19 protein-coding genes are annotated in these 17,895 nt (G+C 74.5%); 10 read left to right on the plus strand and 9 right to left on the minus strand.

Features of this window, described 5'->3' with window-relative positions:
• Window position 1 precedes the first annotated feature (1 nt).
• The 4 genes from AMK25_RS18250 to AMK25_RS18260 form a co-directional block, all read right to left on the minus strand.
• The gene (locus AMK25_RS18250; RefSeq protein ID WP_073829562.1) at window positions 2–535 is read right to left on the minus strand and encodes a flavin reductase family protein; all 534 of its coding nucleotides are present in this window, start codon (window positions 533–535) and stop codon (window positions 2–4) included.
• Between the two features lie 32 nt (window positions 536–567).
• Window positions 568–1,698 (minus strand): YeiH family protein, encoded by a 1,131-nt coding sequence (locus AMK25_RS18255; RefSeq protein ID WP_241826403.1) that lies wholly within the window; start codon window positions 1,696–1,698, stop codon window positions 568–570.
• 89 nt (window positions 1,699–1,787) lie between these two features.
• Complete coding sequence (locus AMK25_RS32440; protein WP_192900224.1) at window positions 1,788–1,934, minus strand: hypothetical protein; 147 nt, start codon at window positions 1,932–1,934, stop codon at window positions 1,788–1,790.
• A 106-nt stretch (window positions 1,935–2,040) separates the two neighbouring features.
• Window positions 2,041–2,832: a TetR/AcrR family transcriptional regulator gene (locus tag AMK25_RS18260; protein WP_073829563.1), complete on the minus strand. Its 792-nt coding sequence runs from the start codon at window positions 2,830–2,832 to the stop codon at window positions 2,041–2,043.
• Between the two features lie 223 nt (window positions 2,833–3,055).
• On the opposite strand from AMK25_RS18260, the gene helR reads away from it, so the two are divergent.
• Complete coding sequence (gene helR, locus AMK25_RS18265; RefSeq protein WP_083664757.1) at window positions 3,056–5,227, plus strand: RNA polymerase recycling motor ATPase HelR; 2,172 nt, start codon at window positions 3,056–3,058, stop codon at window positions 5,225–5,227.
• Window positions 5,228–5,270: 43 nt separating this feature from the next.
• Here the strand turns inward: helR and AMK25_RS18270 are convergent, their stop codons facing one another.
• The 4 genes from AMK25_RS18270 to AMK25_RS18285 all read right to left on the minus strand — a co-directional run bounded on the left by AMK25_RS18270 (window position 5,271) and on the right by AMK25_RS18285 (window position 8,879).
• Window positions 5,271–6,080 (minus strand): ABC transporter permease, encoded by an 810-nt coding sequence (locus AMK25_RS18270; protein WP_073829564.1) that lies wholly within the window; start codon window positions 6,078–6,080, stop codon window positions 5,271–5,273.
• Complete coding sequence (locus AMK25_RS18275) at window positions 6,077–7,045, minus strand: ATP-binding cassette domain-containing protein (protein WP_073829565.1); 969 nt, start codon at window positions 7,043–7,045, stop codon at window positions 6,077–6,079. Before AMK25_RS18275 ends, AMK25_RS18270 begins: the two co-directional genes overlap by 4 nt.
• Window positions 7,046–7,110: 65 nt before the next feature.
• Window positions 7,111–7,758: a response regulator gene (locus tag AMK25_RS18280; RefSeq protein WP_073830004.1), complete on the minus strand. Its 648-nt coding sequence runs from the start codon at window positions 7,756–7,758 to the stop codon at window positions 7,111–7,113.
• Entirely contained in the window at window positions 7,758–8,879 is a 1,122-nt protein-coding gene (locus AMK25_RS18285; protein WP_073830005.1) for a sensor histidine kinase, read from the minus strand. Before AMK25_RS18285 ends, AMK25_RS18280 begins: the two co-directional genes overlap by 1 nt.
• A gap of 119 nt (window positions 8,880–8,998) precedes the next feature.
• On the opposite strand from AMK25_RS18285, the gene AMK25_RS18290 reads away from it, so the two are divergent.
• Together AMK25_RS18290 and AMK25_RS18295 are read left to right on the plus strand one after the other, a co-directional pair.
• Window positions 8,999–9,832, plus strand: coding sequence for an ABC transporter ATP-binding protein (locus AMK25_RS18290; RefSeq protein WP_073829566.1), 834 nt, complete (start codon window positions 8,999–9,001; stop codon window positions 9,830–9,832).
• A gap of 5 nt (window positions 9,833–9,837) precedes the next feature.
• On the plus strand, window positions 9,838–10,800 hold the full coding sequence (locus AMK25_RS18295; protein WP_241826404.1) for an ABC transporter permease subunit: 963 nt from the start codon (window positions 9,838–9,840) through the stop codon (window positions 10,798–10,800).
• A 50-nt stretch (window positions 10,801–10,850) separates the two neighbouring features.
• Here AMK25_RS18295 and AMK25_RS18300 read toward each other — a convergent pair whose 3' ends face one another.
• A complete protein-coding gene (locus AMK25_RS18300) occupies window positions 10,851–11,729 on the minus strand; it encodes an alpha/beta fold hydrolase (RefSeq protein ID WP_073829568.1) in 879 nt (292 codons plus the stop codon).
• A 97-nt stretch (window positions 11,730–11,826) separates the two neighbouring features.
• On the opposite strand from AMK25_RS18300, the gene AMK25_RS18305 reads away from it, so the two are divergent.
• The 7 genes from AMK25_RS18305 to AMK25_RS18335 all read left to right on the plus strand — a co-directional run bounded on the left by AMK25_RS18305 (window position 11,827) and on the right by AMK25_RS18335 (window position 17,866).
• Window positions 11,827–13,788 carry an AfsR/SARP family transcriptional regulator gene (locus AMK25_RS18305; RefSeq protein WP_073829569.1) on the plus strand — a complete coding sequence of 654 codons (1,962 nt, stop codon included), beginning with the start codon at window positions 11,827–11,829 and terminating at the stop codon, window positions 13,786–13,788.
• Window positions 13,789–13,797: 9 nt separating this feature from the next.
• Window positions 13,798–15,189, plus strand: a complete 1,392-nt coding sequence (locus AMK25_RS18310; RefSeq protein WP_073829570.1) for a pyridoxal phosphate-dependent decarboxylase family protein — start codon at window positions 13,798–13,800, stop codon at window positions 15,187–15,189.
• A gap of 99 nt (window positions 15,190–15,288) precedes the next feature.
• Window positions 15,289–15,564, plus strand: coding sequence for a hypothetical protein (locus tag AMK25_RS18315; protein ID WP_241826405.1), 276 nt, complete (start codon window positions 15,289–15,291; stop codon window positions 15,562–15,564).
• Window positions 15,565–15,650: 86 nt separating this feature from the next.
• The gene (locus tag AMK25_RS18320; RefSeq protein ID WP_073829571.1) at window positions 15,651–16,052 is read left to right on the plus strand and encodes a YbaB/EbfC family nucleoid-associated protein; all 402 of its coding nucleotides are present in this window, start codon (window positions 15,651–15,653) and stop codon (window positions 16,050–16,052) included.
• On the plus strand, window positions 16,039–16,359 hold the full coding sequence (locus tag AMK25_RS18325; protein WP_073829572.1) for a type VII secretion target: 321 nt from the start codon (window positions 16,039–16,041) through the stop codon (window positions 16,357–16,359). The genes AMK25_RS18320 and AMK25_RS18325 overlap by 14 nt, the downstream gene beginning before the upstream one ends.
• Window positions 16,356–17,630, plus strand: coding sequence for a WXG100 family type VII secretion target (locus AMK25_RS18330; protein WP_073829573.1), 1,275 nt, complete (start codon window positions 16,356–16,358; stop codon window positions 17,628–17,630). The genes AMK25_RS18325 and AMK25_RS18330 overlap by 4 nt, the downstream gene beginning before the upstream one ends.
• A complete protein-coding gene (locus AMK25_RS18335) occupies window positions 17,627–17,866 on the plus strand; it encodes a hypothetical protein (protein ID WP_073829574.1) in 240 nt (79 codons plus the stop codon). The genes AMK25_RS18330 and AMK25_RS18335 overlap by 4 nt, the downstream gene beginning before the upstream one ends.
• Window positions 17,867–17,895: the final 29 nt, after the last annotated feature.

Consider the following 17,895-nt stretch of genomic DNA (forward strand, 5'->3'; position numbering starts at 1 on the left):
GTCAGGCGGCGGAGCGGCGGTCGCCGGGGTCGGTCGTGTCGGCCAGGCCGGCGTACCGCCCCCGGTGGTAGAGCAACGGCGAGCCCACGTCGGCGTGCCGCAGCAGTTCCGGTTCGGCCAGCACGACGGCGTGGTCCCCGACGACGACCCGGTCCACCACCCGGCACAGCAGCCAGGCCAGTGTGTCGTCGAGGACCGGCACCCCTTCCGGGCCGGGCCGCCAGCGGGTCGGCCCGGCGAACCTGTCGATCCCGCTGGTGGCGAACCTCCGGGCCACCTCGTGCTGGCCGTGCCCGAGCAGGTGCACACCGACGTGCCGGGCCCGGGACACCACCGGCCAGCTCGACGAGCCCAGGTCCAGGCAGAACGAGACGATCGGCGGTCGCAGCGACACCGCGGTGAACGAGGTGGCGGTGAACCCGGCCGCGGGCGGACCGGCGGCGGTGACCACAGTGACGGTGCTGGCCTGGTGGCGCAGCAGCGTCCGCAGCGCGTCGACGTCGGCGTCGACCGGGGTGTCGGCGGGCTCGGTCACGGCGTTCCTCCAAGGTGTACGAGCGGGACCGGTCAGACCGTGAAGCCGTGGAACAGCACCGACGCCAGCCCGAGCGCCAGCACCAGGTTGAACACGGTGGCGGCGCCGAACACGGTCACCGGCCGCCAGCCGGCCTCGCGCAGCGACGACACGCGGACCTCCAGGCCGATGCTGACGAAGGCCAGGATGAGGAACCAGACCCGCAGGTCGGTGACGATCGCCATGGTGGCCTTGCCGTCCGCCCCGGCGGCGTCGAGGTACCAGGTGGCGATCACCGAGGCGGCGACGAACCCGAGGACGAACTTCGGGAACCGGCGCCACAGCTCGCCGAGCCCGGGGCGCGGCGCGTCCGGGCGGCGCTCCACGTGCAGCGCGAAGTACGCGGTGAGCCCCACCGCGACCACGCCCATCAGCGCGTTCTGGGTGACCTTGACGATGCTGGCGATCTGGAGCGCGTCCTCACCGGCGAGCGCGCCGGCCGCGGTGACGGCGGCGGTGGTGTCGATGTTGCCGCCGATCCAGGCGCCGGCGACCGCGTCGGAGAGGCCGAGCACGTCGGCCAGCCACGGCAGCAGGAAGATCGACGGCAGCGCGAACGCGATGACCAGGCTGGCCGTGTACGCGAGCTGCTCCCGGCGTGCCCGTACCGCACCGGCGGCGGCGATGGCGGCGCTGACCCCGCAGATCGACACCGCCGAGGCGAGCAGCGCCCGCAGTTTGTCGTCCAGGCCGAAGCGCCCGGCCAGCCACCAGGTGAACAGGAACACGCCGCTGATCAGCAGCAGCGCCTGGGCGATGGCGGGGCCGGCGGCGCTCGCGATGACGGCGAGGTTGATCGAGGCGCCGAGCAGCACCAGACCGGTCTTGATGAAGAACTCGGTACGGAACGCGGCGGAGATCCGGTCGCGCAGCCCGGTCACTGTGACGACCAGGTTGCCGAGCAGGCCGAGCAGGATCGCGTAGACCGGGTACTCGACGGCGCCGGCAACGTCCTCGACCGCGCTGCCCCCGGCCCAGACCGGCACGTTCTGTTCCAGGTAGCGGGTGAGCGCGGCGAGACCGAGCACCACCAGCAGACCCAGGGCGGTCCAGGCCCAGAACGCGCCGGAGCGCAGGTCGGCCCGGGGTGGGGCGTCCGAGGGCGTACCGTCCGGTCGGTCCACTGGGGTCGCGGTGGCTGGGGCGCCCGCGGTGGAGGCCGCGGACGGCCCGGCGGCGGTGCTGCGGACGGCGGGTTCCGGGGCGGCGGCCATCACGGCACCAGCCCGGCGGGGATCGCGCCGGCCAGCACCAGGAGCAGCAGCGCGAGGCCGAGGGCGGTGGCGGCCCAGTCCTCGTTGAAGGCGAGCCGGGACGTTCCTGCGGTGGGCGGTTCGGGTGGCGTGGGCGCGTTGCTCATGAGGGCTCCTACGGGTACGCGCGGGCGAGGGAGGGCAGCCGGAGGCGAGGGTGATCGACCGGCCGGAGCCGATCGATGGGGAGAGTTTCCTACTTAACTAGTAGGATTACAAGGTCTTCCCGCGCTCCGGCTCACCCGCGGCGCGGGCGGCCACCACCAGCGAGATGCCGTCGAGCACCCGCTGGAGACCGAACTCGAAGGCGTGGTCCGGCCCGTACGCCCCGCCGTGCGCCATCCCGGCGGCCGTGCCGACCCGCGCGGCGAGCGGAAAACTGCCGGCGGTCATGAACTTCTCCAGCCAGGGCCCGTGCGTCTGCCACCACTGGTCGTCGGTCATCCCGGTCTCACGTTCCAGCTCGGCCACGTCCAGCGCGACCCGGGCCGCGCTCTTGGCGTGCCCCAGCACGAGCGTGAGCACCGCGTCCATCTCCACGTCGTCGAGCCCGATGTCCGCGACCGCGTGCAGTTCGTAGTCGTACTTGGCGAGCACGTTCGGACCGAGCACCGGCCGGGTCGTCTCGGCGCGCAGCAGCCACGGGTGGGCCCGGTAGAGCGCGAGGTTGTCCCGGGCAATGCGTTCCAGCCGGCCACGCCAGCCACCCGGCACGTCGGGCGGGCGCGGAAGGTCACCGAGAACGGCGTCCACCATGACGTCGAGCAGTTCCGCCTTTCCCGGCACGTACGTGTAGACGGACATGGTGCCCACGCCGAGCGCCTCGCTGACCCGGCGCATGGTGAGCGCGTCGATGCCCTCGGCGTCGGCGATCTCGATAGCGGTGCGCACGATCCGGTCGACGCTGAGACCGGGGCCGGCGCCACGGCTGGCCGGCTCCCGGGTGCGCCACAGAAGGGCCAGGCTGCGGGCGGGATCGGCCTTGCGCCGGCGCTCCTTCGACATGGTGCCGTCATCCTACCGGCCACGCCGGTGACCGGCCGTCGGCGGACGCCGGAAAAGGGCAGCCCGAGAATTGTTCGGGCAAAAAGAATGGCGGGTTCTCCCGCCACTACCAACATATAGCGCACCCCCGGTCTTGCGGCAAGCCCCGGGTGGTGGCGCAGAATTGCCGGCCGTAACCCATTGCCGAGGCATTCGAAAAGCCGCGAAGAGCGGAGGCTCGGCCGTGCCCGTGATCGGAGACGAGTTGAATCTGCCCGCCACCAGCGTTTTCGATCTTCCCGAGCGTCTGTCGGCGAAGGCCGACCCGGACCTGATCGCCGCCGACGAGCGGCACTTCGCCGCCATCGCGGACAGCCTGCGCCGCTCGATCGCCGAGTTGACCGACCGGCTCGACGCGACGCGCCGGGCCGCGGGTGGCCGGGGCCGGCAGGCGGTCGACCGGGACCAGGAGGTCCGGCGGTTGAGCGCGCGCCTGCGTACGCTGCGCCGTTACGGCCTGGACCTGTGCCTGGGCCGGATGGTCGGCGCGGACGGCGCGGCCCCGGTGTACGTGGGCCGGCTCGGCCTGACCGACGGCGCGGGCGGCCGGCTCCTGCTGGACTGGCGCTCCCCCGCCGCCGAGCCGTTCTTCGGCGCGACCCACGCCGACCCGATGGGCCTGATCAGCCGCCGCCGGTACCGGTGGACCGCGGGCCGGATCACCGACTACTGGGACGAAGTGTTCACCGCCGACGGGCTGGCCGGGCACGCCGCGCTGGACGACCAGTCGGCGTTCATCGCCAGCCTGGGCGCGACCCGGTCGGCGCGCATGCGTGACGTGCTGGGCACCATCCAGGCCGACCAGGACGCGATCATCCGTGCTGGTTCCCGGGGCGCGCTCGTTGTCGACGGCGGGCCGGGCACCGGCAAGACGGTGGTGGCGCTGCACCGCACCGCGTACCTGCTGCACGCCGACCCGCGCCTGGGCGAGCGCCGGGGCGGGGTGCTGGTGGTCGGGCCGCACCAGCCGTACCTGAACTACGTCTCCGACGTGCTGCCCAGCCTGGGCGAGGAGGACGTGCAGATCTGCACGCTGGCCGACCTGGTGCCGGAGGGCGCGGCGGCGGCGCCGGAGACCGACCCGGAGGTGGCCCGGTTGAAGGCATCGGCGGACGTCGTGCGGGCTGTCGACGCCGCGGTCCGGTTCTACGAGGAGCCGCCCGCGGCCGGGATGACGGTCGGTGTCGGGGACGCCGAGCTGCGGCTCACAGCCGACGACTGGGCGACGGCGTTCGAGGCGGCCGGGCCGGGCGTCCCGCACAACGAGGCCCGCGACGACGTGTGGGAGGAACTGCTCACGATCCTCGTGGAAAAGTACCGGGGCGACGAGCCGGAGGAGGCGGTCCGCCGGGAGCTGGGGCGCGACCGGGAACTGGTCACCGCGTTCGGCCGGGCGTGGCCGCTGCTCGACCCGCTCGACGTGGTGGCCGACCTGTGGGCGGTGCCGGCCTACCTGCGCCGGTGCGCACCCTGGCTGAGCGTCGAGGAGATCCGTACGCTGCGGCGTGCCGATGCCCGGGCGTGGACGGTGGCGGACCTGCCGTGGCTGGACGCGGCCCGGCGGCGGGTCGGTGACCCGGAGGCGTCGCTGCGGCGGCGCCGCGACGAGGCGGTGCTGGCCGCGCAGCGCGTCGAGATGGACACGGTGGTCGACGCGCTTATCGCGTCGCACGCCTACGACGACGGCGAGGGCCTGATGACCATGCTGTACGGCGAGGACATGCGTACCAGCCTGGTCGACTCCAGCGTGCTGAGCGTGGCCGATCCGGACCTGCTGGCCGGGCCGTTCGCGCACGTCGTGGTGGACGAGGCGCAGGAGCTGACCGACGCGCAGTGGCAGATGCTGCTGGCGCGCTGCCCGTCGCGCAGCTTCACTGTGGTCGGTGACCGGGCGCAGGCGCGGCACGGGTTCACCGAGTCGTGGCCGCAGCGGCTGACGCGGGCCGGGTTCGACCGGGTCGAGGTGGCGACGCTGACAGTCAACTACCGCACCCCGGCGCAGGTGATGGCGGCGGCCGAGCCGGTGATCCGGGCCGTCCTCCCGGACGCCAACGTGCCCACGTCCATCCGCGACGGCGCCCCCGTGCGGTACGGCGACCGCGCCGAGCTGCGCGCGGTGGTGGACGGGTGGCTCGCCGCCCACAGTGAGGGCGTCGCGTGCGTCATCGGCGACCCGGCGTTCCCGGCCTCGGACCGGGTCCGGTCGCTGACCCCGGAGCTCGCCAAGGGGCTGGAGTTCGACCTGGTGGTGCTGGTCGAACCGGAGTCCTTCGGTGACGGGATCTCCGGCGCGGTGGACCGGTACGTCGCGATGACCCGGGCCACCGGCGAGCTGGTCGTCCTCACCGGGCCGTGACCGTGCCCCCGGGGGCGGCGCACGTCCGCCCCCGGGGTCCGGCTCAGCGGCTCAGCGCGCGGTAGCGGCGCAGCGACAGCGGCAGGAACACGGCGACCAGCACGAGCGGCCAGAGCACCGCCAGCAGCGGATGGTGCGCGGCCACCCACGAGTCGCCGCCCCAGCCGGGGTTGCCGAACAGCTCCCGGGTGGCCCCGACCGTGGCGGACAGCGGGTTCCACTCGGCGACCGCGCCCAGCCACGCGGGCATCGTGGACGGCGCCACGAACGCGCTGGACAGGAAACCGAGCGGGAACTCCAGCGTCTGCACTGCGGTCACCGCGCTCTGCCCCTTGACGGTCAGGCCGAGGAAGACGCCCACCCAGACCAGCGCGATCCGCAGCAGCAGGATCAGCCCGAACGCGGTGAGCGTGTCACCGAGGTCGCCGCGCGCCCGCCACCCGACGGCCAAGCCGACGAGCAGCATGACGGTGAGCGTCACCACCGCGAACATGAGGTCGGCGACAGCGCGGCCGAGCAGCGGGGCCAGCCGGGACACCGGCATGGACCGCAGCCGGTCGGTGACGCCGCGTTCCAGGTCCGCCGACACCGCCATGGTGGTCATGCTGATACCGAAGACCATGGTCATGGCGAACATGCCGGGCATCAGGAACTCGCGGTAGCTACCGCCGCCCGGCACCTGGAGCGCGCCACCGAACAGGTACGCGAACATCAGCACCATCAGGATGTCGAAGCCCAGCGAGCCGAAAAGCGGGCCGGGATCGCGCCGCCAGTGCGCGAGCGCACGTCCGGTGAGTGTCAGGCCGTCACCGGCCAGCGACGCGCGCCGGGCCGGGTTCACGGTCGCGGTCACGCGGTCACCTCCACGCCGGTCCGGGCGGCTGAGGACGTGGCGGTGAGCTGGAGGAACACCTCGTCCAGGGTGGGTCGGCGCAGCGCCACGTCGGCCACGCTCACGCCGTCGGCGTCCAGCGCGCGCAGCACCTCGGTCAGCGCGCCGGCCCGGTCGCCGACCTGGGCGCTGACCGCCCGCCGGTCCGGATCGACCGCCGGTTCGGAGCGGGCCACCGCGCGCAGCCGACTCGCGGCGGTGCCGAGGTCGGCGGTGTCGCGGACGACCAGTTCGATCCGGTCGCCGCCCAGGCGGGATTTGAGCGCGTCGGGGGCGCCCTCGGCGATCACCCGCCCGGCGTCGAGCACGCAGACCCGGTCGGCGAGCTGGTCGGCCTCGTCCAGGTACTGCGTGGTCAGCAGCACGGTGGTGCCGCCGCGTACCAGGTCCCGCACCGCCTCCCACACCTCGTTGCGACCGCGCGGGTCGAGCGCGGTGGTCGGCTCGTCGAGGAACAGCACCGACGGCGCGAGGATCATGCCGGCGGCCAGGTCGAGGCGGCGGCGCATGCCACCGGAGTACGTGCGTACCGGCCGATCGGCGGCGTCGGCGAGCCCGAACCGGTCGAGCAGTTCGGTCGCTCGCCGTCTCGCGGTGGCCCGGTTTAGGTGGAACAGGCGGCCGAACATGACCAGGTTCTCCCGGCCGCTCAGTGCCTCGTCCACCGCCGGGTGCTGACCGACCAGGCCGATGCGGTGGCGCACCCGGTCGGGCTGCCCGGCCACGTCGAAGCCGGCGACCTCGGCCCGCCCGGCGTCGAAGCGCAGCAGCGTGGCCAGGATGCGTACGGCTGTGGTCTTGCCGGCGCCGTTCGGGCCGAGCAGCCCGCACACGGTGCCCGGTGGCACGCGCAGGTCGAATCCGTCCAGCGCGACGCTGTCCCCGTACCGCTTGCGCAGGCCCTCCGCGAGGATCGCGTGTTCCACGTCTGTCCCCCTCCGTTGACGACGGCCACTAACGTACAACGTACGGTAGGCCGTCCGCCAACGGTTCAGCCGACCACGCGGTGCTCCCACGCCCAGACCGCGATCTCGGTGCGGTTGCGGAGGCCGAGCTTGGTCTGGATAGCCGAGACGTGGCTCTTGACGGTGCTCAGCGAGATGAACAGCTCCGCGCCGATCTCCAGGTTGGTGCGGCCCTGGGCGATCTCGCGTACCACCTCGATCTCCCGCTCGGACAGCGCCGGGCGGCGCTCGTCGCGGGGCGGGGCGGGCGGGCTCAGGTGACGCAGCAGCCGTACCGTCACCGACGGGGACACGAGCGCGTCGCCCTGGTACGCCGCCCGGACCGCCTCCACCAGCAGCGCCGGGCCGGCGTCCTTGAGCAGGAACCCGGCCGCTCCCCCGCGCAGCGCGCCGTAGACGTACTCGTCCAGGTCAAACGTGGTGACCACGACGACGCGCAGCGGGTCGGCCACCTCGGGCCCGGCGAGCGCCCGGGTCACCTGGAGGCCGTCGAGCCGCGGCATCCGGATGTCCACCAGGCAGACGTCGGGGCGCAGCCGGCGGGCCTGGGCGACCGCGTCGACGCCGTCGGACGCCTCGGCGACCACTGTGATGTCGGGCTGGTCCTCCAGGATGAGCCGCAGCCCGCCGCGGACCATCGCCTGGTCGTCGGCGATGAGCACCCGGATCGTCATCACGGCCTCCCGTGCGGCAGGGCAGCCCGCACCGACCACCCGGCGCCGTCGGGGCGGGGACCGGCGCGCAGCGTGCCGCCGAGGGCCTCGACGCGCTCACGCAGGCCGATCAGGCCGTATCCGCCCCGGTGCTCGCCGGGCCCGCCGGGCGCGTCGTCGGTCACCTCGACCACCACCGCGTCCGGCTCCTGCGCCACGTCCACAGTGACCTGGGCGGCGTGCGGCGCGTGGCGGGCCACGTTCGTCAGCGCCTCCCGGACGATCCGGTGGACAGTGCTGGTGACCTCCGGCGGCCAGGTCGTCTCTCCCGGTAGGCGCAGCCGCACTGGCGGGCCCTGCCGGCGGAACCGTTCGACCAGCTCCTCGATCTGCTCGGTACCGGCCGAGGCCGGCGGCGCGTCAGCGGTGTCGCGCAGCACCCCCACCACGCGGCGCATGGCCCGCAGCGCCTCACCGCCGGCCGCCTCGATCCCGGCCAGCGACTCCGTGACGCGCGCCGGATCCCGCCGTCCGACCAGGCGGGCGGCCTGCGCCTGCACCACGATGCCGGTGACGTGGTGGGCCACCACGTCGTGCAGCTCCCGGGCCAGCTCCAGCCGCTCGTCGCGGCGTACCCGCTCGGCGGCAGCCCGGGCCCGCTCGTCGAGCAGCCGCAGCGTGAGCCCGGTGGCGACCCCGGCGAGCCAGCACAGGCCGTTGAGCGCCACCACCCCGGACCCGCCCGCGCCCGGCCGGGCCGCCGCCCACGCCCCGGCCGCGACCACGAGACCACCGGCGGCGATCAGCCCGGCGGGCAGCGGCGGCAACGCGCGTACCGCCGATCCGACCAGGACGGCCGACGCCAGCGCCAGCGCGGGCCCCGGCTCGGTGGGCAGGTCGAACAGCCGGGCGGCGGCGACGGCCGACGCCGCGACGGCGAGACCGGCAGTGGCTGTGACGACGCGCTGCCTGTGACGTACCAGAGCCAGCGTGCCGACCGCGACGGCGGCCACGCCGCCTGCGAGCCAGTACCGCAGGCCCCAGCTCGCGGCGATCGCGACCGCCTGTACGCCGATCGCGGCGAGCAGCACCACGGCGAGCCCCGCCGTCGCCGCCACCCGGGTGAGCCGTTCGGTAGCCATGTCCAGCACGCTAGGAGATCGCGGGCCGGCGCGAACCGGCCGAAAGTAGGGCCCGGCCGCGCGCCGGACCGTGCTCCGGACCGATGCCCGCCGGTCCCGGCGTGCCCAGGATGAGCCGCATGCATCCACCACTCGCCCTGCACGCCGAGCGGCTGACCAAACGGTACGGCCGCCGCACCGCACTTGCCGACTGCGACCTGAGCGTTCCGCGCGGGCACGTGGTCGGCCTGGTCGGGCCCAACGGCGCCGGAAAGTCCACGCTGCTGCAACTGGCCTGCGGGCTGATCGCGCCCACCTCCGGCACGTTGACGGTGCTCGGCGCACCACCTGCAGCCGACGCCGCGCACCTGGCCCGGGTCGGATTCGTCGCCCAGGACACACCGGTCTACGCCTCCCTCACCGTCGCCGAGCACCTGCGGATGGGCGCGTGGCTGAACCCGTCCTGGGACGCGGCGCTGGCCCGGCGGCGGATCGACGAGGTCGGCCTCGATCCGGCGCAGAAGGCGGGCCGGCTCTCCGGCGGCCAGCGCGCCCAACTGGCCCTCGCGCTGGCCGCCGCGAAGCGCCCCGACCTGCTGATCCTCGACGAGCCGGCCGCCGCGCTGGACCCGCTGGCCCGCCGCGAGTTCATGCACGGCCTGGCCGGCTTCGTGCGGGAACTCGGCGCCGGCGCGGTGCTCTCCTCGCACCTGCTCGGCGACGTAACGCAGGTCTGCGACCACCTGGTCGTGCTCTGCGCCGCCCGGGTCCAGGTGGCCGGACCGGTCACCGACCTGCTCGCCACCCACCACCGGGCCGCCGCCGCGCCCGCCGGGACCGAGGTGGTCTGGGCCGAGCCCGGCCGCGTCGTGGTCCGGGGCACGGCGGTACGCGACGGCGCGCCGGTCACGCTGGAGGAGCTGGTCCTGGCGTACCTGTCCCGGGCCGCCGCCCACCCGGCGGTGACCAGATGATCCGGATGACGCTGCGGCAGTTCCGCCTGCCGGCGCTCGCCGGCGCCGTCCTGCTGGCGCTGGCCGGCGCCTACCTGCTGCGCCTCGGCACGGACATCCGGGCCGTGCCCGACCCGGCCCGGCTGCCCGACCGGTACGCGCAGACGAGGCTCTTCCTCGCCGGCGGGTTCGCGCTGGTGCCCGCGCTGATCGGCGCGTTCTGGGGCGCGCCGCTGGTCGCACGGGAACTGGAGCAGGGCACGCACCGGCTGGTGTGGAACCAGAGCGTGCCGCGCCGCCGCTGGCTGGCGGTCAAGCTGGCGGTGCTGTCGGCCGCCGCCGCGCTCGTCTCCGGGCTGCTCGGCGCGCTGCTGACCTGGGCGGCCGCGCCCGTCGACCGGGTCGCGGGCGACCGGTTCAGCACCGTGCTGTTCGGCGCGCGCGGCGTCGCGCCGGTCGGGTACGCCGTGTTCGCCCTCGTCCTCGGCGTCGTCGCCGGGCTGCTGCTGCGCCGCACCCTCCCGGCCATGGCAGTGGTGTTCCTGGCCGTGGTGCTGGCGCAGCTCGCGGTGCCCAACCTGCTGCGCCCGCACTACCTGCCGCCGGAGCGGGTCACCGTGCCGATGACCGCGGAGGCGGTCAACCGGGCCCGCAACCTGGGCAGCATCACCGGCTCGCCGGTCGTCGGCGGGCTGGACGTGCCGGGCGCCTGGGTCACCGACATCAGCCCGCTGCGTACCGCCGACGGACGGCGGCTCTCCGACGCCGCGTTCGGCGCCTGCTTCCGTGACCCGCCGCGTACCGGCGCCACCGGCACGTTCGGCGACACCGCGGTCTGCCTCGGCAAGCTCGACCTGCACGTGGACCTGGCCTACCAGCCGAACCACCGGTTCTGGACGTTCCAGTGGATCGAGCTGGCGCTGCACCTCGGCGTGGCCAATCTGCTGGCGGCGCTCGGCCTGTGGCACGTCCGGAGACGGGCCGGCTGAGCGTACGGGGGCGGCCGGTCCGGGCGCCACGCGCGCCCGGACCGCCGTACCTACCGCTTGAGCAGCGCGCGCAGCGCCTCGCTGATCTCGCCCGGAGCCTCCTCTGCCATGAAGTGCCCAGCCGTGGTGGTGCGGTGCTCCAGGTCCGGCGCCCAGGCCCGCCACACCGCCGCCGCGTCGTAGCCGAGCGCGGCGCCCCAGTCCTGCTGGATGACGGTGACCGGCATGGTCAGCCGCCGCCCGGCGTCCCGGTCGGCGCGGTCGTGCGTCACGTCGATCCCGGCCGACGCCCGGTAGTCCGCGACGATGGAGTCGACCGCCTCCCGGGAGGCCCGCAGGTACTCGGCGCGCACCTCGGCGGGCATGGCCGCCGGGTCACCGGCCCAGGCGTCGAGGAAGTGCCCGAAGAACGCGTCGGCGCTGCCCGCGATCATCTTCTCGGGCAGGCCGGGCGGCTGGGCCATCAGGTAGAGGTGGAACGCGACCGAGGCGTTCACGCCGTGCAGCACGTCCCACATGTCGAGGGTGGGCAGCACGTCGAGCGACGCCAGGTGGGTGACCGTGTCCGGGTGGTCGAGGCCGGCCCGGACCGCTACCAGGGCGCCCCGGTCGTGCCCGGCGAGCGCGAACCGCTCGTGTCCGAGCGCGCGGGCCAGCGCCACCACGTCGGCGGCCATGGTCCGCTTGCTGTACGTGTCCTCGGTGTGCGCGGCCGGCGTGTCGCTGGCGCCGTAGCCGCGCAGGTCCGGGCAGATCACCGTGTGCTCGCCGGCGAGGTCGGCGGCGACGTGCCGCCACATCAGGTGCGTCTGCGGGAAGCCGTGCAGCAGCACGAGCGGGCTACCGGAGCCGCCCACCGCCACGTTCAGCGTCACACCCTCGGCGACCGGAACGCGCTGGTAGTCGAATCCCGCGATGGTGGTGCTCATCTCGATCCCTCTTTCGTCTCGTCGTACCTGACCAGCGTGGCGGCGCCCGATGAGCAACCGATGAGCGCGATACGGTGACCCCTGTCGAGGAGGGTCGGTGCCTGTCGGTTTCGGTGTGCTCGGTCCGGTCACGGCCTGGGACGACGCGGGTGAGCCGGTCGACCTGAAGGGGCCCCGGCACCGGGCCGTGCTGGCCCGGCTGGTCGCGGCCCGGGGCCGGGTGGTGCCGGTCGGGCAGATCGTCGACGACCTGTGGGACGACCCGCCGGCCGGCGCGGTGAGCGCGGTCCGCACGTTCGTCGCGGCGCTGCGCCGCCGCCTGGAACCGCGCCGACCGCCACGCGAGCCGGCCCGGCTGCTGGTCACCGACGGACCGGGGTACGCGCTGCGTGCCGCCCCGGACACCGTCGACGCGTGGCGGTTCGAGGACACCGTCAACGAGGTCGCCGACGCGCTGCCCCGCGCCGCGCTCGACCGGCTCGACGAGGCGCTGGGCTGGTGGCGCGGACCCGCGTACGCCGACTTCGACCAGCCGTGGGCGCACGCCGAACGGTCCCGGCTGGACCAGATCCGGCTCACCGCCATCGAGCGGCGGGCCGAGGCGCTGCTGGCGCTGGACCGGGCCGCGGACGCCGTACCCGATCTCGACGCCCACGTCGCCGCGTACCCGTGGCGGGAGGACGGGTGGGCGCTGCTGGCCTCGGCGCTCTACCGGGCCGGGCGGCAGGCCGACGCGCTCGCCGTGCTGCGCCGCGCCCGCGAGCTGCTGCGCGACCAGCTCGGCCTGGACCCCGGGCCGCGGCTGCGGCGGCTGGAGACCGACCTGCTGCGCCAGGCCGAACCCGAACCGACCGGCGCGGCGCGGGTGTGGGCCGACACCGCGGCGGCGTACGAGCGCAGCGTGGTGCCCGGCGCGCGGGCCCGGCTGGAGTCGACAGTCGGAATGCTGCGCAGCCTCGCGGTGACCGGGCCGGGCGGACTGGAGGCGGCCCGGGACCAGCGCGAAGCGGCAATCACCGCCGCCGAGCAACTGGGCGACCCGGAGTTCACCGCGCGCGTCATCGGCGGGTACGACGTACCCGCGATCTGGACCCGCTCCGACGACCCGGCGCAGGCGGCCCGGGTCGTCGCGGCGGCCCAGCGGGCGCTGGCCGGGCTGGGTCCGGACGCGCCGGAGGCAACCCGCGCCCGGCTGCTGGCCACCGTCGCCATCGAGTCCCGAGGTACGGCGTCGCCGGGCCCGGCGCAGGCGGCGCGGGAGGCGGAGGCGATCGCCCGCCGGGTGGCCGACCCGGCGCTGCTGGCCCAGGCGCTCAACGGCGTGTTCATGCAGACGTTCCACCGCGCCGGGCTGGCCGTCGAGCGGGACGGGATCGGCGCGGAACTGGTGGCGCTCGCGGCCCGGCACGGCCTGGCCACAGTGGAGATCCTCGGGCACCTGATCCGGGTGCAGGCGCGCGGCGCGCTCGCCGACTTCACCGCCGCCGACACGCACGCCGACGCGGCGGACCGGCTCGCCGCCCGGCACGAGAGCCCCCTGGTGGGCGTGTTCACCGGCGGCTACCGGGCCATGCGGACCGCCGCCACCGGCGCCGCGTACCCGGAAGCGGAGGCCGCGTACCGGTCGTGGGCGATTGCGCTGGCCGGCTGCGGGATGCCCGGCGTGGAACGCGGGCTGCTGCCCCTGGCGCTGCTGTGCCTGCGGGTGTGGCACGACCGGCCCGCCGACTTCCCGGCCGACACCGACTGGGGCCCGTACGCGCCCTGGGCCCGCCCGCTGCTGCTGCTCGCCGCCGACCGCCGCGACGAGGCCGCCAGGGCGTTGCGCCGCGTCCCGGCGCCGCCGCGTGACCTGCTGCAGGAGGCGCTGTGGTGCCTCACCGGCCGGGCTGCTGTGTCCCTCGGCGACCGGGACACGATGCTGCGGGCCCGCAGCGCGCTCGCCCCGGCGGCGCACGAGGTGGCCGGGGCGGGCAGCGGCCTGCTCACCGTGGGGCCGGTGGCCGCACACCTGGACCGGCTCGACGCCGCCCTCGAAGGGAGCGGCGACCGGGGCTAGGGTGCGGCGATGGACGAGCTGAGGCACCTGTTTCGGCGCGCCGCCGACCACGCGGCCGACTACCGGCTGTCGCTGCCGGACCGGCCGGTCGGCGTACCCCTCGACCAGGCCGCGCTCACCAAGGCGTTCGCCGGGCCGCTGCCGGACGCGCCCACCCCGCCCGAGCAGGTCCTCGCCGAACTGGTGGCCGCCGCCGAACCCGGCCTGGTCGCCACCGCCGGCCCTCGCTACTTCGGCTTCGTCGTCGGCGGCGCCTCCCCCGCCGCCACCGCCGCCGACATGCTGGCCGTCGGGTGGGACCAGCTCGCGTTCAACGCGGTCACCTCCCCCGCCGCCGTGGCCGCCGAGACGACAGCCGGCGGCTGGCTGAAGGACCTGCTGGGCATCCCGGCGACCGCGTCAGTCGGCTTCGTCACCGGCGCGCAGGCGGCGAACACCGCAGGGCTCGCCGCCGCCCGTCACCAGGTGCTCGCCGACGCCGGCTGGGACGTGGAACGGCGCGGCCTGGCTGGCGCGCCGGCGGTCCGCGTGTACACCGGCGCCGAACGGCACGCCACCATCGACAGGTCGCTGCGGCTGCTCGGTCTCGGCACCGACGCGCTGCACGCGGTGCCCACCGGCCCGCAGGGCGCGATCGACCCGCACGCGCTGGCGGCGGCGCTGCGCGACGCCGGTCCCGGCCCGACCATCGTGTGCCTGCAGGCGGGCAACGTGAACACCGGCGCGTGCGACGACCTGCGCCGGGCCTGCGACCTGGTCCACCGGTACGGCGGCTGGGCGCACGTGGACGGCGCGTTCGGCCTGTGGGCCGCCGCCAGTCCCGCCACCCGGCACCTGGTCGACGGGCTGGAGAACGCCGACTCGTGGGCCTGCGACGGCCACAAGTGGCTGAACCTGCCGTACGACAGCGCATTCGCGTTCTGCGCCCGGCCCGACGCGCACGCGGCGGCCATGTCGCTCGCGGCCGCGTACCTCGTGGGTTCCGGTGGTGTGCCCGCGGGCGCGGACCTGACCGCGGAGTCCTCCCGCCGCGCCCGTGGTTTCGCGGTCTGGGCGGCCCTGCGGGAGCTGGGCCGCGACGGCGTCGCCGCGCTGGTCGAGCGGTGCTGCGCGCTGGCGCGCCGGTTCGCCGACGGGCTCGCCGAAGCCGGGTTCGAGGTGGTGAACGACGTGGTGCTCAACCAGGTGCTGGTCGGCTTCGGCGACGACGCGCGCACCGACCGGGTGGTGGACGCAGTCCAGGCCGACGGGACGTGCTGGGTCGGCGGGACGACGTGGCGGGGACGGCGGCTGATGCGGATCTCGGTGTCGAACGCGACCACGACGGAGGCCGATGTTGACCGGTCGGTGGCGGCCATCATCCGGGTGGCCCACCGGGACGGCGGCGACATGGTTCACTGAGGGCCATGACGTGGCGGCGGGCGGCTTGCACGGCGGCCGTGCTGGTCCTGGCCGTCGCGGCCGTCGGCGGGTGGCGCTGGTGGCATCGGCGGTGCCGGTGTGGAGAACCGAATCCCCGACCGCTACCCCTGGTTGCGCGGTGCGGGCGACATCCAGGTCAGCGAGGACGAGTGGCTCAGCGTCGGCAGCCGGCTGGGGATTCACGACGCGGGCGCCTCACCTCTGACGTTCGTCGCCCTGTTTCCCCACCTGGAGAGACACGAGCGGGCGTACCCGATCGCCACCGCGCCGGTGACGTTGCCGGACCTGCTGCTGGCGCTCGTCCACATGGGGCCGGACGGGCAGGTGTACTGGGCGCAGCGGTTGCAGGGCTGAACCGCTGCGCAGACCCGGTCGGGGCATACACGCAGCGCGATCGGTTGATAGCGTGGCGCTGCCGCAGTCCCCTGGGGAGGGTCATCATGTGGGCGGACGAGGCCGCGCTGGACGCGGCGGCACGCCGGCTCGACGAGTGGGAGTCGTCGCTGGCCGATCGGGCGGCACGGGCCCGCGACCTGTCCGCCCGCACACAGACGCTGACCGGCACCGCGCGCAGCGCCGACGGGCTGGTCGAGGTCACCGTCGACGCGTCCGGGCTGCTCGCCGACCTGCGGCTGGACGAACGCGTCCGGCAGCACTCCGCCGCACACACCGCCCGGCAGATCCTTGCGGTCACCCGGGACGCCCGCGCCGACCTGCTGCGACGGATCACCGAGGCCACCACAGACGTCCTCGGCACGGAGGAGCCGGCCGCGCGGGCGATCGTCGAGTCCCACCAGCGGCGGCTTGGCCCCGACCCGGGCACGCCGGATGCCCGCCGGTGACGGCCTCCAGGTCGACCCGGACGACCTGACCGCGCACGCCGCCCACCTCGGCCGCCGCGCCGACAGCATCGACACCGCCCGGCAGGCAGGCCAGCACGTCCGGCTGAGCGCCGACGCGTACGGCCAACTCTGCGCGATCATGCCGGTCCTGCTCGACGGCCTCCAACGGACGCTCACAGACGGCATCGGCACCGCCGCCGCGTCGGTCCGGGACACCGCCGGGAAGCTGCGGTCGAGCGCCGAGCGCTACCGCGCCTCCGACGCGCACGCCGCCGACCTGCTCGACCGGGTACGGCCGCGGCGGTGACCACGAACCCGCTGGTCGCCGCCGCGGCGGACTCCGGCCCGAGTCCTTGGGCCGGCGTGTGGATCTGCGAGGACATCGAACTCATCGCCCAGGGCGTACGCACCGGAAGCTGGATCGACGGCAGCCTCGGCGTGGTCAGCGCCGGCCTCGACGCGCTCGCGCTGGTGTCCGACCCGGCCGGGGTCCTTCTCCAGTACGGCATCGCCTGGCTCATCGAGCACGTCAAGCCACTCAGCGAAGCCCTCGACTGGCTCGCCGGCGACCCCGCCGAGATCACCGCGCACGCGCAGACCTGGCGCAACGTCGCCGCGTCCCTGCGCGAGGACGCCGCCGACCTGGCCCACGCCGTACGCACCGAGGTCGCCGGCTGGACCGGCGCCGCCGCCACCGGCTACCGCCGCTGGGCGAGCGAACAGCAGCAGGCCATCACCGGGCTCGCGCAGGGCGCCGAGGCGATGGCCGCGATCACCGAAGGCGCCGCCGGCCTGGTCGCGGCCGTGCGGCTGCTGGTCCGCGACGCCATCGCCGCCTGCGTGTCCCGTCTGATCGTGTACGCGGCCGAACTGGTCGCCACGGCCGGGCTGGCGACGCCGCTGGTGGTGGAGCAGGTGACGACGACAGTGGCGTCGTGGGCGGCGCGGATCGGGCGGTTGTTGCGGGGGTTGCTGGCGAGTCTGCGGCGGTTGATGCCGGAGATTCGGCGGCTCGGCGACCTGATCGGAAAGCTGAAGGAGGCGCTGAGCCGACTCACCCGTTCCACCCCGGAACGTCCGCACGCCCCGCTCGACGGGATCCACGGCGGTCACACCACTCGACCTCGCAATCTGTCCGACTACGATCGTCAGGAGAACTGGGCCAAGGACGCCTACGAGGCGATCCGCCGACACGACGATGCCGGCCTCATCGCGCGCAAGCTCGCTGACGCCCCTCGCCTCGACGGATCCCGGGGCTTCTCACCGGCGGAGGTCGAGCAGATCCGCCGGCACATCTTCTTCGAGGAACATCCGATGGACGACTATGCCGGTGGGATCGTTCGTCAACGGTACGACCCGAGTGCGCCGATGGCCGAGGCGTGGCTACGTCTGCGCCGCGGTGACCCGCTGCCGGAGGATTTAAAGCTCCTGGAGCACGAGTTGGCGGAGTCGCGGTACTACCTTGACAACCCGCACGCGGACTACCGGGAAGCTCATCTCGCTGCGAACCGGATCGCGAATTGGGAAGACTCGATCCCAGGCCCAACGTACGAGGACTATTCAAGACTTGGAGAATGAGCGACATGGGCATGATGGTCACCGCCCGCCGGGTCGAGGCCCCGGCGGACGAGGTGCGTTACGAGTTCGGGTTCGAGGACCGGTTCGACCGCATCCTCGTCATCGACCCCGAGACCTTGCAGGCGCGAGTCGAGGACGGCGACTTCAACGCCTCCGCGAGCGCGATCACGGCCAAGATCGTCAGGACCTGGCGCGACCGGGGGGAATTCCCGCAACGGATGCTCTTCGCGAGTTAGCTGGCCTTCATCGAGAACGCCCCCACTGC

This window comes from Micromonospora sp. TSRI0369, from assembly GCF_001905625.1.
Lineage (GTDB): Bacteria > Actinomycetota > Actinomycetes > Mycobacteriales > Micromonosporaceae > Micromonospora > Micromonospora echinospora_A.